At 53.9% G+C, this 12,398-nt stretch carries 12 protein-coding genes; 8 read left to right on the forward strand and 4 right to left on the reverse strand.

The genetic code is table 11. The annotated features are described in order from the left end of the window. Positions 1–90 precede the first annotated feature (90 nt). Complete coding sequence (gene csrA / locus SH287x_RS14245; RefSeq protein WP_479514991.1) at positions 91–288, reverse strand: carbon storage regulator CsrA; 198 nt, start codon at positions 286–288, stop codon at positions 91–93. Positions 289–1,066: 778 nt separating this feature from the next. Here csrA and SH287x_RS14250 point away from each other — a divergent pair. From SH287x_RS14250 to SH287x_RS14260, 3 genes are all read left to right on the forward strand, one after another. Beyond that, positions 1,067–2,047 carry a DUF1559 domain-containing protein gene (locus SH287x_RS14250; RefSeq protein WP_479514992.1) on the forward strand — a complete coding sequence of 327 codons (981 nt, stop codon included), beginning with the start codon at positions 1,067–1,069 and terminating at the stop codon, positions 2,045–2,047. Positions 2,048–2,051: 4 nt separating this feature from the next. Beyond that, entirely contained in the window at positions 2,052–2,465 is a 414-nt protein-coding gene (locus SH287x_RS14255) for a hypothetical protein (protein ID WP_479514993.1), read from the forward strand. Between the two features lie 638 nt (positions 2,466–3,103). Next, positions 3,104–5,680, forward strand: a complete 2,577-nt coding sequence (locus SH287x_RS14260) for a M14 family zinc carboxypeptidase (protein WP_479514994.1) — start codon at positions 3,104–3,106, stop codon at positions 5,678–5,680. A gap of 95 nt (positions 5,681–5,775) precedes the next feature. Here the strand turns inward: SH287x_RS14260 and SH287x_RS14265 are convergent, their stop codons facing one another. Further along, positions 5,776–6,486 carry a zinc metallopeptidase gene (locus SH287x_RS14265; protein WP_479514995.1) on the reverse strand — a complete coding sequence of 237 codons (711 nt, stop codon included), beginning with the start codon at positions 6,484–6,486 and terminating at the stop codon, positions 5,776–5,778. 628 nt (positions 6,487–7,114) lie between these two features. Here SH287x_RS14265 and panD point away from each other — a divergent pair. The 3 genes from panD (at position 7,115) to SH287x_RS14280 (ending at position 9,230) form a co-directional block, all read left to right on the forward strand. Then, positions 7,115–7,465 (forward strand): aspartate 1-decarboxylase, encoded by a 351-nt coding sequence (panD, locus tag SH287x_RS14270; RefSeq protein WP_479514996.1) that lies wholly within the window; start codon positions 7,115–7,117, stop codon positions 7,463–7,465. A 223-nt stretch (positions 7,466–7,688) separates the two neighbouring features. Next, positions 7,689–8,666 carry a DUF6807 domain-containing protein gene (locus SH287x_RS14275; protein WP_479514997.1) on the forward strand — a complete coding sequence of 326 codons (978 nt, stop codon included), beginning with the start codon at positions 7,689–7,691 and terminating at the stop codon, positions 8,664–8,666. Between the two features lie 84 nt (positions 8,667–8,750). After that, the gene (locus SH287x_RS14280) at positions 8,751–9,230 is read left to right on the forward strand and encodes a cupin domain-containing protein (RefSeq protein WP_479514998.1); all 480 of its coding nucleotides are present in this window, start codon (positions 8,751–8,753) and stop codon (positions 9,228–9,230) included. 294 nt (positions 9,231–9,524) lie between these two features. On the opposite strand, the gene SH287x_RS14285 is transcribed toward SH287x_RS14280, so the two are convergent. Next, positions 9,525–9,845: an HU family DNA-binding protein gene (locus SH287x_RS14285; protein ID WP_479514999.1), complete on the reverse strand. Its 321-nt coding sequence runs from the start codon at positions 9,843–9,845 to the stop codon at positions 9,525–9,527. A gap of 477 nt (positions 9,846–10,322) precedes the next feature. Between SH287x_RS14285 and SH287x_RS14290 the strand changes: the two genes are divergently transcribed. Together SH287x_RS14290 and rsmD are read left to right on the forward strand one after the other, a co-directional pair. Further along, positions 10,323–10,997 (forward strand): FHA domain-containing protein, encoded by a 675-nt coding sequence (locus tag SH287x_RS14290; RefSeq protein WP_479515000.1) that lies wholly within the window; start codon positions 10,323–10,325, stop codon positions 10,995–10,997. A 147-nt stretch (positions 10,998–11,144) separates the two neighbouring features. Continuing rightward, complete coding sequence (rsmD, locus tag SH287x_RS14295; protein ID WP_479515001.1) at positions 11,145–11,774, forward strand: 16S rRNA (guanine(966)-N(2))-methyltransferase RsmD; 630 nt, start codon at positions 11,145–11,147, stop codon at positions 11,772–11,774. 227 nt (positions 11,775–12,001) lie between these two features. Here the strand turns inward: rsmD and SH287x_RS14300 are convergent, their stop codons facing one another. Then, the gene (locus SH287x_RS14300; protein ID WP_479515002.1) at positions 12,002–12,340 is read right to left on the reverse strand and encodes a rhodanese-like domain-containing protein; all 339 of its coding nucleotides are present in this window, start codon (positions 12,338–12,340) and stop codon (positions 12,002–12,004) included. Positions 12,341–12,398: the final 58 nt, after the last annotated feature.

A 12,398-nucleotide genomic window follows, 5' to 3' on the forward strand; every position in this document is an offset into this window, starting at 1 on the left:
TCAAAAGCGATTCCTCCTGACCTCAATCATTGGATGCCAAAATCGATCGTTGGTCTCCGACGGAATGTTATGATGACCAACGATGGATGCTTATTGCTTGGTGACGCTTTCGACTCCACGCTGATTTTCTCGCTGAATCGCTTCGTAAACTTCTTGCCGGTGAACTGGCACTTCGGTGGGAGCTTCAATCCCCAGCCGGACTTTATCGCCGCGAATATCGACGATGGTGATCTTGATGTTATCTCCGATGAAAATGCTTTCATCGCGTTGACGTGAGAGGACGAGCATCGAATTTCTCCTGTGTGCTGTCCAGATCGAGCACGGCCATGTGCGTCCGTTGCAGATGCTGGAGGGGTGTGGCTCTGCGAAATGATTGGTAATTCCGGCACCAGATCTTCCCTCGTCCTGTGACGTTGCCCGTCATAGGCCCCATCCGTCATGGATGGCGATTGCTGATCATCAGCAGAGCGTCACAAGGACTGTGGGAAGACCGGAACCGTTGGCGAATGAACGAGCAAGCTTCTCTGCTGGCAGACTTGCCGAGATTTGCTGTCACCGCCGCGACACCCTATGAATCGGCGATTGGCAGGCGTGTTAAGAGGTAGCGATGACGTAAAGTGTGGATCTTGCGTAAATCAAAGAGCACTCTGCGTGTTGTGCGGGGTGTGCGTGGCGTGCGGATTGTAATGGCCTTGCTTCGTCAGGAATCGCCGGAAAAAGTGATGCCAAGCTCACTTCCCGACAAGTGCAAATCACTTTGTTGGTCCCTCAAAGCAACATGCTCTCTTTCATGGCTGAGAACCTGGTGAACCGTATGGCTTTCCTGCCAGGCATGCGGCTGTGAGCAAATATGCTTTGAAAAGTTGTCGAGCCTTCAACGTCCTGTACATGCTGGGCATGGCGAAGGGGTTCACAGGGATCTCGGAGAGGCGATTTCACCAACACAAAGAGGTGTACTTACTAATAGAATTATCGGCAAAACCACATATAATCACTTTTTGCTTTGTTGCTGGTTTCTGCACATTTTCCCCCCTGAATTTATCCCTGCCTTTGAAGGAGTTTGACCATGGCCTTTCCGAAACTCTCTGCGGATAGACACTCTGGTAATAAGAGGCAGGGATTTACGCTGATTGAGTTGCTGGTGGTCATCGCCATTATCGCCATTCTGATCGCGCTCCTGCTTCCCGCCGTCCAGCAGGCTCGTGAGGCTGCCCGCCGTAGTCAGTGCAAGAACAATCTCAAACAACTGGGATTGGCGATGCACAATTATCATGACACCCACATGACCTTTCCGTGTGGCATCTCAGTGACGGGATCGGGGCCTTGTCCGGGGTTCCCGAACGATGATACAAACCGGGCCGGCATGCGGGCTCCTTACTCTGTCATGATACTTCCTTATCTGGATCAGGGGCCTCTCTACAATCGTTTCAACTTCAGTGTTGCGTTTGCCCCGGATCGCGAATTCATTCCGTCCAATACTGCGAACTACGTGATCCAGAGCACGACGCAGGTCAATGCGTTTCTGTGTCCTTCGGATCCAAATGCCATTGGGCCTTATACCAACTATCTGGCCTGTGCTGGAGGAGGCCCGGTCGATAATTCCGGCTGCACGGGTGTCAGCGGGACGACTTCCTTCCTCTACACGAACGGGATTTTCTTCGTGAACTCGCGCACCCGTATGGCCGACATTACTGACGGTACCAGCAATACCTATTTAATGGGCGAGACCAAGTATATGCAGACCGATAAATGTTCAAATCCCATCAAATCGAGCTTCTGGTCGGGTGGCGCCCGTTTTGATTCTGCCTGGCGTCGCTACTTCACTCTGGCTGCCGCGGTCGATACGATCAACTTCTATAAAACCGACCTGACTCCCAGTTGCGGGGGGGATCGTCCCGGCCGCGCCTTCGGCAGCCACCATACCGGTGGTTGCCACATGCTGATGGCAGATGGCAGCGTTCAGTTCATGTCAGAAAATATGAATCTTGATACCCATCGGGCTTTGGGAGTTAAAGCGGATGGTCTGCCTGTGGGAGGCGTTCAGTAAACTCATGAGATACTGGTCTTTTCTTGCCATCATGGGACTTGGATTCTATGTCGCTGGCTGTTCCGGAACAGGGGATGGAACCGTCTTCTATCCTCTGAGCGGCACGGTGACTCTCGATGGTCAACCGGTCAAGTCCGCCGACCTCTCGTTTGAGCCTGATGGGACCAAAGGAAACCAGGGGCCGGGCGTTCTTGCGGATGTTCAGGAGGGGCGGTTTGCCACGCTCTCTGGTTCAGGAACCGTGGGAGGGCCTCACCGGATTCGGCTATCCCCCAAACCACTGGAAGCTGGCAGTTCCGCGGAACTTGTCGCAGCCCAGTTTACCCCAGTGACGATCGAGCAAAATCTCCCGAAAGAAAAATCAGCCATCACGCTGGAATTTCAGTCGGCCCGGAAGAAGCCTGCCGGTTCACGGTAAGAGGCGATCCGAAAGCGATCAACTCCTTCTTTGATTGAGGGACCTCTATCAGTCCTTCTCCCTCAGGGAGAAGGTGGCCGCAGGCCGGATGAGGGGGGAACGCGTGGCTCTCGATGAAAGGGAGCACATCGCAATCGAGGATGTGATATCGATAGCCATCTCAAATGCAGAGACCAATGCCCCGCACCCCAACCCTCTCCCGCAAACGTGTCCTCTGGCGGCGTAAGCCCCATTCGTGAATAAACAACTGACCTTCATACGCCGCCACGAACCCCGCAAGGGGCTGAGGGAGAAGGTGGCCGCAGGCCGGATGAGGGGGACGCGTGGCTCTCGATGAAAGGGAGCACATCGCGATCGACGTAGTGTTATAGAGATCTATAAAAACACGAAATACTAAATGCCCCTCACCCCGGCCCTCTCCCGCAGGTGGGAGAGGGCGTCTTCCCGGAGAGACTCTCGCATCGCAGGTCTGTTGCGACCAATTTTCTGGAAGCAATTCTTAAAGCTGGACAATGCCCCGGTGAGAGCGTTATCCCAGAAGGGAACCGCGCTCACGGATCATTGACGGAATTGCCTGGTTTTTTTTGATGAATCCCAGGTTCCGTACTGCTTCACGATCACTTTGAGGGAATGCGTTGATGCCTTTGTCTGTACGTGCGGTGAGCCTTGATGTCATGGAGTCTCGACGGGTTCTGCCTCGGTGGTTGTCTCTCATCCTGATTGTCACGTTTGCCTGCTTTGGGAACGAAGCGGCAATTGCTCAAGAGGACACAGTTGTCTTTCCCCAAGGCCAGCTCCATTTTGCGAGCAGCCCCGCCGCTCACCTGGGCCGGCCAATCGGGACAGACTTTCAATTAGCCGACTGGAAGCAGGTTGCGAGCTACTATCAGAAACTGGATCAAGCGGCTAACTCTCTTCAACTTGTTAACGTGGGCAAAACCACGGAAGGTCGCGATCTGCTGGCGGCGGTGATCAGCAGCCCGGCCAATCTGGCTCGGCTTCCCGAAATCAAACGGGATGCGCAACTGGTGGCTGATCCGCGAATGGGGACTGCCGAGCAGCGCCACCTGGCTGTGACACAGGGAAAGCCCATCGTGCTGATTTCGCTCAGCATGCACTCGGATGAACCGGCTTCCACAGAAATGGGGATGCAACTGGCCTGGTTGCTGGCGACCTCTGATGAGGCCCCCTGGGCGGATATTCGCGAAAAAGTCGTCGTCGTGCTGATCCCGTCACTCAATCCGGATGGTGTCGATCATGTCGTCTCGTTCTATCGTGAACGTGTGGGAACGCCCTATGAAGGAGCCTCGCTGAACAAGCTCTATCAGTTGTATACCGGGCACGACAACAACCGCGATTTCTTTGCTCTGACGCAAAAAGAAGCTCGGTTGATGACCCAATTGCTTTATCACGAGTGGAAGCCGCAAGTGATGTGGGATGCTCATCAATACGGAGCAGGAACCCGCGAACGCTTCTTTGTGCCCCCTTACCGCGATCCGCTGAATCCTAACCTGGATCGGGATATCGTGGCGGGAATCAACGTGATGGGCACCAGAGCTGTGGCTGACATGATGCGCGATGGCCGTTCGGGCATTGCGACAGGGATTGGGTACGACAACTGGTGGAACGGAGGAAACCGTTCGGTGCCGGCTCGCCATAATATGGTGGGAATTCTGACGGAATCGGCGTCCGTCAATCTGGCGTCCCCCATCTTCATCAAGCCCTCGGAATTGAAAGACCCACTGGCCCGACCGGTCTATCAGCCATCAAACCAGTTTATTCAGCCCTGGCGCGGGGGTTGGTGGCGACTGCGCGACATCATGGATGACCAGTTGTCGTTTGCCAAATCGCTGCTTTCCAGCGTCAGTCGTGAGCCAGCCTTCTGGCTGCGAGGCACCTCTGATGCTGCCCAGCGAGCAATCGCGGAGGGTGATTCTCAAGGCGTGACTGGCTGGATTGTTCCCGCAAACCAGATTGATCGTCATGCCGTCCGCCGGATGGCCGATATCCTGCTGCTGACTGGAATTGAACTGCATGTCACCCCCACCGAATTGAAGATGGATGGCCGTGAGTATCCTGCGGGTTCTTTAGTGGTGCTTCGCGGGCAGCCTTATGGTCGCCATGCCAAGGATCTGCTGGAGCTTAAAAACTTTCCGGCTGGGGAGAAGCCCTATGATGTTTCCGGCTGGGCGCTCGCCCATTTGTTTGGTCTCCGCCGGGTTGAAGTCTATGGCAAATTTCCCAACAACCTGACTCGAATCACCACTGTTGATGACGCGGTGCGCGGTTTCAAGGGAGATCCCCGGATTCCTGTCGGTGAGACGCAAACGTTGTCTCTCAGTGATGCGTCAAGCTGGAAACCATTGATTCAGAGCTTGGCACGGGGGGGATCGTGGGACTTTGCGACTTATGGAAATGCGGAGGGGTTGCTGACACCTTCATCCACGCCTTTTGATAAAGCCAATGCCAGATCCACGCTGACAATTCGCGGGTTGCCCCGTGTGGGACTCTATGCTCCCTGGACTGCCAGCATGGATGAAGGCTGGCTCCGCTGGGTCCTGGAAGACGCGGGGATTCCTTATGTGACGGTCCGCAATGAAATGTTGAAAGCCGGTGAGTTAGGCGAGTTTCTGGACGTTCTGATCCTTCCCGACGTGACTTCCAAGACGATTAATGATGGCCGTGCGCCGGGCACGATTGAAGATCGTTTTGCTGGCGGCCTGGGAGCGGATGGCGTTCTGGCGATTGATCAGTTTGTCCGGCGTGGGGGCCGGCTGATTACGACGGAAGGCTCAGCCGCCTGGGCGATTGAGCAATTTCAGTTGCCTTTGGAGAATGTCGCGATTTCAAAGGATGCCGAAGGCTTTTCCTGTCCGGGGAGTGTCCTGCGGGTCGTTCCGATGGATTCCCCGTTTACAGCGGGTTTGCCCGATTCGATACCGATGATGTTTTCTGGATCGATGGCATGGTCATTCAGTGACGCGAAAGGGAGGAAAGATTCACCGGTCACAATGGCCAAGCTGCTGACCTATGCTCCCAATAACATTCTGATTTCCGGATTTATTGCGAAGCCTGAAGTTCTGTCAGATCGGGCTGCCTGGGTACAGGCTCGCGTAGACGCGGGAAGGATTGACCTCTTCGCCTTCCGCCCGCATTATCGGGCATGGTCACAAGGGACATTTCCTTTGCTGTTCCGTGCGATTCTTCTGCCTTAACGCGAATTCATCACCCAGAGATTTTCCTGCGTGGCCAGATGAAACTCACCCTGGCGATTCATCTTGGCCCACGCAGGAGAAGGACGGATTGCGATTTAATCGTCGTTGGATCGTAAGAATCCACTGAAACGGAAAATGTAATATGCCAGCGTCAACAATGATTGCAACGTGGCTGCCACATAGGTGAGTGCGGCAGCGTCGAGAACCTGCTTGACGACGACCGCTCCCCGTTGATCGACGACACCCATCTGGTTGAGGTATTGCTTGGCTCGATTCGATGCGTCGAACTCGACCGGCAGGTTGACCAGTTGGAAGAAGACGATCGCCCCGAAGGCGGCAATGCCACCCAGAATCAGAAATTTGCCAAACGGCGAACCCTGAGAAGCGAAGATCGCCCCCAGAATCAGTAAGCCCATGGATAACATAGGGCCGACCGTTGCCGCTGGAACGGCGGCATTTCGGATCACCAGTGGTGCGTAATTTCGAGCATGCTGAATCGCGTGCCCGACTTCGTGAGCGGCAATCCCGACAGCGGCCAGCGTTCGTGAGCGATAGACATCGCTGCTCAGACGCACCACCCGACTGCCAGGGTCATAATGGTCGGAAAGCTCGCCCGGTGTTTCCTCAATGGGAATATCGGTGAGGCCGGCATCATCGAGCATCTGGCGGGCGGCGGCGGCACCAGACAGATTTGACGGTTCCTGCATCCCGGCTGCATATGCGGACTTCACCCGATGCTGCGCCCACAATGACAGCAAGAAGGCAGGGATCACAAAAATGAAGTAAACCGGATCGAAACCCATCATGGCGGAAAACTCCTCTCCTTAAACCTCTTGGTTCACAAAAACACAGGACTCTGTGAGTGCAAAAACCACAAATCAGCGGCTAACACACGAGTGCCATGTCACGGCTTTGTCTTCGGGTTGATGTCGCCGCAACGTCCTCCGTTGTCGGACGTAACAACAGAAGAGACCCGAATTTTATCCTTTGACAATGCACGAGCCACTGGTGGCGAGGAAGTGATCGCTGATCGTTTGGCAACTGCAAAAATGGCCGTCGGGAACGCCAGAATCTGTCTCCAGCAAATGGCGCGCTCAAATCATGAATACGTGAAATTTGTCAAAAAAGATCAAAGGGAATTATTCGTTTCAGTCACAGGGATCACGGAATCATCCACGGAAAGGATCCTCAGAAAATCCTTCGCGGTGATGCACTCATCCCTGTTGATTTTTCAGAGCTTGAGAATCGCAGCAAGTTTTTTCGTGGAATCCCTTTCCGGTCAGAGCATCAATCTGCGAGAATAGGGGCAGAGGGGAATCGTGATGATCCCTCCCCGACATGCGACACGAAATTTCACACCAGATCTTTCACACGTGGAGTTCCCGGAACTTCAAAGCCCCTCCCGACAACAATGGGAGTGCAAGGACATGGGCGATGCAGCGAACATTTTTGAAGTCAAAAATCCACCGTGCGACGGTCACCCAGTCACTGCTCCACTATGAAGGGAGCATTACGGTTGATCGCATGCTTCTGGAAATGGCGGATATTCTCCCCCATGAGCAAGTTCACATTTATAACATTACCAATGGCGAACGGTTTGTGACCTATGCCATTGAGGGAGAAGCTCATTCGGGGGTAATCTGCATCAATGGCGCAGGTGCCCGGCTTGTTCAACCGGGGGATCTGGTCATTATCTGCTCCTATTCCCCCATGAGTACCGATGAAGGGAAAGTCTATACCCCGAAGGTGGTTCTTGTTGACAGCCAGAACAAGCCACTCTCCTGAGAGATTTCTTTTCGTTGCCTGAAGTCTGGCCGACACTCCTCGACGGCTGTCGTGTCACGGCTTTGTCTTGAGGGGGGGGATCGTCGCAACGTCCTCTGTTGTGGGTCTTAACAGCAGGTGAGATTCAAATTTTATACTTGGTCAATGCACTGCTCTCGGCTCAATGATCTGATAGTCTCAATATTACTTACAGGATCTTGAGACGATCAACCGGGATACAACCATGTCGAAGCTGTTTCCACGCTGTCAGGCGATTCCCGTCTCAGGGCATGAAGTGAAGTTTCTGGTCGATAGCTGGCATCGTCTTTCCTGGCATTTTGGGACAGATTATCCACGCCCTTACTTTGACCCGCTGATTGGCCCCTCTGGCCAGAGTCTGACACGTATGGGGCATCCCGGTGCTCCGAACCACGATCATCATCAATCGATCTGGTTTGCTCACATGAACGTGACCGGGGTCGACTTCTGGCTCAATGGGGGGACTCCCGTCATTCGTCAGAAAGAATGGCTGGCTTATATGGACAGTGATGACGAAGCCATCATGGGAGTCAAACTTGAGTGGTTCGATGGCCATAATCCGGCTCCGCTGATGGAGCAGGAAGTGATTGCCTCCGTTCATCCTTATCCGGTTGCTAGCGATGACAACTCCCTTCAACTTCCCGCAGGGGAAACGCTGGTCGAAATTCAGACCACACTGACACCGACTTCTCCCCAACTGGAATTGGGGAAGACGAACTTTGGCCTGATGGCGGTTCGCGTTGCCAAAAACATTTCGGCCGTTTTTGGTGGTGGGAAACTGACCAATAGCGAACAGGCTGAAGGGGAAAAGTCGATTTTTGGAAAGCCCGCGCGATGGATGGACTACTCCGGCCCCGTCATGCCGGGCATTGATCCATCGGCCTCTGATGTGATGGAAGGGATCACCTATTTCGATCATCCGTCGAACCCTGATCATCCGGCTCACTGGCATGTCCGCAATGATGGCTGGATGAATGCCTCATTGTGCTTTACTCAACCCCGCTTGATCACACAGGCCAAGCCGCTGACCGTCCGTTACCTGCTGCATGCTCATGCCGGAGAGTATGACCATGCACGCTCGGCGACGACGTATGACCGTTTTGCCGCTTCACCTGGCTTTGTCGTCGAAAAGGCAAAAATCCCCCATCACACGTGGATGATTCGCCGACAAAGCCCGACATAATTCGGCCGGGGATTTTCTCGGAACAAATGATCTCGCGTTTACAATCAATGATTTTCAATCAAGCCATGAACAGAAAGCGGCATCATGCGTGAAGCGATTCGACGACATGTCTGGGAAGGCCGGACGATCAGCGTGGTGGGCGACGTCTTTCGCTTTCTGGCCACAGGCAAGGAGACTGCGGGGGCTTACACCCAATGGGAAGCGACGGTTCCGCCGGGTGGTGGGCCACCGCCGCACATTCATTCACGTGAGGAAGAAGGGTTCTTTATTATCGAAGGAGAGATCACCTTCACCATCGGCGATGAGCAGGTTGTCGCTGGGCCGGGAATGTTTATTAACATTCCTCGTGGGGCGGCGCATAGTTTCAGCAATGAAAGCGACGAACCTGCCCGGATGCTGGTCACGATTGCTCCTGCGGGATTGGAAGAGATGTTCTACGAGGTCGGGCATCCTCTGGAAGAAGGCTCAACAATCCCTGTGCCTGCCACACTGGCAGATATTGAGAAGTTACTGGCCATTGCTCCGGCTTATGGCATTGAAATTCTCCACCCGCCCCATGAATGAACGAGTCTTGCAAGAGCTAAGAATCTGTCCGGAAGCGTTCAAATCCTTCTCCCTCAGGGAGACATTGGTCTCTACACATCTCAAAAAACTGAAGATAACAGAGAAATACGGAATCGCAGAGCAAGATCAGCAACCATCCATTTGCTCTGTTTCACCTAATTCGCGTTATCTAACAACACCTTCGATGGCATCTTTCTGCCTTTTTCGAGGTCGTTTTTATCGAGATCAATTTTGCTTCCGAGATGTGTAGAGACCAATGCATGAGGGAGAAGGGGTTGAGAGTGATCAGGCAGGTTACGCCATGTCCTTGAGGCTCTTCAGAGCGCGGATTTTCACGGTGTTGCGGGCAGGCTTGGCCTTCACCACCATCATTTCGCCCGGCTTGAACGGATTGGCCCGTTGTGTGGCCTTGGTGGCTGGCTTACGAACAACCTGGATCTTGAGCAGTCCCGGCACGGCAAACACGCCTGGGCCTTTCTTGCCGATCTGCTTGCTGATCAATTCGTTCAGCGCCGTGAAGACAGCCTGCACGTCCTTCTTGGTGAGCGAGGTGGTTTCCGCGATCGATGCGAAAATATCGGTCTTGGACAGTGGCTTCTTCTCTTCGGTTGTCATTCGATTCTCCTGATGGCAGTCAGATTTGGACGCGCCAGTGATATTCCAGAAAAACGGTCTGTCAATTGACGCACGCTCTTCCGGGAAGCAATTGGCTCATAATGCGAGGGCATTGCTGCAAACCCCGTACGATCAGGTATCTAACTGTCGCAAAAATTGAATGTCAATGACGCCTCGACCCCTAAACCCCTGTTTTTCAGGAGTTTTTTTTGATTCCCCCCTTTCAAACCCCTGAAAACAGCCGATTTTCGCTTTAATCGCCTTCCTGTCATCCCAAAGTGAATGCCCTACCCGTCAGAATGACCAGGGAAACGGTGTTGCCCAGAAATTGCAGGTCGCCCCTGTTCATTGATTGGCACTTCCCCTCAACCCTCTGTGGAGATTACGCTAACCTCCTCAGTAATCGCCGGATTGACAGGGCCGAATTGACAGGGCTGGGCTGGCAAGAAAAGGTTGGCAAGAAAGACATCATTCATCATGGCCGAATTACTCATCTGCACGGGGGCATCTCAAGGACAACGATTAAACCTCCCCGCGCGGTCATTGCTGATCGGCCGCGACGAACTGGCGGATATCAAGCTGAGTTCTTCACTGGTGAGCCGGAAGCATTGCCGCATTCAACCGGGGGTCAACATCCGTCCTGGTGTGGAAGCGGTGGTGGTGGAAGATCTTGGCAGCCAGAATGGAACATTCATCAACGAAGCCGTGATTTCCGGCCAAACCGTGCTCGAACCGGGTGATCGTCTGCGCGTCGGGGCCATGGTCTTTGAATTGGTCGCCCCCAATGAAAAAATAACACCTTCCCGAAGCCGGGCAGCCATCTCGACAGAAGCATTCAGCCGTCCCAAGTCGGCCAACCAGCAGCCATCCGAAGGCGAAATTCACGACTGGCTTTCAAAGCAGGATACTGCGGAACTGGGGATTGAAGTTCTCGAAGCGGTCAATCGGGCCGTCGCCCAATCGAGTTCCTCCACCAAGTCACGCGATCGCTCGGAAATCTCCAGCGTCACCACTTCCCCCCAGAATCCCTCGCAATTAACGGTGCCGGAAATGACGGAATCTCCAGGCGAAAGGCAGCTTCCTCCCAATCGCTGGACAATCGAAGCGGCTGAAATTATCCGGCAACATTGGGAAAAGAAAATCCGCCCCTAACCTGCTGTTCTCACATGACAGCCACGACACAACAACAGAGCGTTTTCAGCGGCTACTTTCACAATTTTTCAGCCATGAAATCCACGCACCTGATACACTTCGTAAAAACATCCTCTGTCAATCGGCTTCACGGATCTCTTATCTGCTATGCGAATTATTTCTGGACGCTTCCGCCGGCGTAAACTCGAAGCCAATCCGGGAAACACCACCCGGCCCATCACCGACCGGGCGAAAGTGATTCTCTTCGATAACATCGAGCGGCATTTTCAAGACCGACGCGTCCTCGACATGTTTTGCGGCACCGGTTCACTCGGCCTGGAAGCGTTGAGCCGCGGCGCGAAAACCTGCGTTTTCATCGAGCAGGATCATCGCGCGTTTGAATTGCTCAAAGGAAATATCGAGCATGTCGGCGCCACGGAAATCTCAATCCCCTGGCGGGTCAGCGCGCTCCAGTCGTCTCTGAAACCGCGAGGCAGTGACTGGCTTCCTTATGGGCTGGTCTTCTTTGACCCTCCTTACGTTATGCTAAAGGATCTCAAGCCGGGAACTCCGCTGCATCGCATGCTGACGCGATTAGCGCGGCCAGAACTCACGACAGACGATGTCCTGATGGTGCTTCGCGGGCCAGAAGATGCCGTTTACACGCTGCCAGACTGCTGGAATGTCGAGCGTGTCCTGCGTGTCGGCAGTATGCAATTGGCTCTCATTCGCAAAGTGGCTGGATCTCTTCCTGAGGAAGCCGATGCTTCAGAGGAAGAAGACCTCACTGAAACGTAAGCCTTCTGAAGCTTGCCCGAGATCCGTCAGAAAGCACTCAAACCCTTCTCCCTGAGGGAGAAGGTGGCCGAAGGCCGGATGAGGGGGGGGGGAACGCGTGACTCTTGATAAAAGGGAGCATACAGCTATCGACAAAGTATTGCCGATAGCTATCTAACACGGATAGTTAAATACCCCTCACCCCGGCCCTCTCCCGCAAGCGGGAGAGCGAGCATCTCGGGCAGGGGTTAATAGCGGGGAAGATCCGTATTGATCGTGGTGGCCCAGTGATCAATCCCTCCCGCCATACTGACAGCTTTCGGGAATCCCTGCTGGCGAAGCCATTTCGCAACGCGCAGACTTCGGCCACCGTGATGGCAGTGAACCACAATGTCGTTTTCCTTTTGACCCGCCAACTCCCCCACACGGTCTTGAAGTTCGCTCATCGGCAGCAGCAGTGTGCCATCGATTTTCACAATATGGCACTCGTCAATTTCGCGGCAATCAATGAACAGGAATTCCCGTCCCTGATTAAGCCACTGATGGACTTCAGCACAATTGGTTTCCAATGGCAGTTCTTCGTTCATGATCATGTCTCACAGTGATTCAGAAGTTTGTTTGCCCGTTGCGAGAGTCCTCTCGCAA

It is taken from the genome of Planctopirus sp. SH287 (genome assembly GCF_056500625.1).

Coding starts and splice junctions, on each gene's coding strand:
- csrA (WP_479514991.1), bottom strand. CDS start 288: ATGCTCGTCCTCTCACGTCAACGCGATGAAAGCATTTTCATCGGAGAT.
- SH287x_RS14250 (WP_479514992.1), top strand. CDS start 1,067: ATGGCCTTTCCGAAACTCTCTGCGGATAGACACTCTGGTAATAAGAGG.
- SH287x_RS14255 (WP_479514993.1), top strand. CDS start 2,052: ATGAGATACTGGTCTTTTCTTGCCATCATGGGACTTGGATTCTATGTC.
- SH287x_RS14260 (WP_479514994.1), top strand. CDS start 3,104: ATGCCTTTGTCTGTACGTGCGGTGAGCCTTGATGTCATGGAGTCTCGA.
- SH287x_RS14265 (WP_479514995.1), bottom strand. CDS start 6,486: ATGATGGGTTTCGATCCGGTTTACTTCATTTTTGTGATCCCTGCCTTC.
- panD (WP_479514996.1), top strand. CDS start 7,115: ATGCAGCGAACATTTTTGAAGTCAAAAATCCACCGTGCGACGGTCACC.
- SH287x_RS14275 (WP_479514997.1), top strand. CDS start 7,689: ATGTCGAAGCTGTTTCCACGCTGTCAGGCGATTCCCGTCTCAGGGCAT.
- SH287x_RS14280 (WP_479514998.1), top strand. CDS start 8,751: ATGCGTGAAGCGATTCGACGACATGTCTGGGAAGGCCGGACGATCAGC.
- SH287x_RS14285 (WP_479514999.1), bottom strand. CDS start 9,845: ATGACAACCGAAGAGAAGAAGCCACTGTCCAAGACCGATATTTTCGCA.
- SH287x_RS14290 (WP_479515000.1), top strand. CDS start 10,323: ATGGCCGAATTACTCATCTGCACGGGGGCATCTCAAGGACAACGATTA.
- rsmD (WP_479515001.1), top strand. CDS start 11,145: ATGCGAATTATTTCTGGACGCTTCCGCCGGCGTAAACTCGAAGCCAAT.
- SH287x_RS14300 (WP_479515002.1), bottom strand. CDS start 12,340: ATGAACGAAGAACTGCCATTGGAAACCAATTGTGCTGAAGTCCATCAG.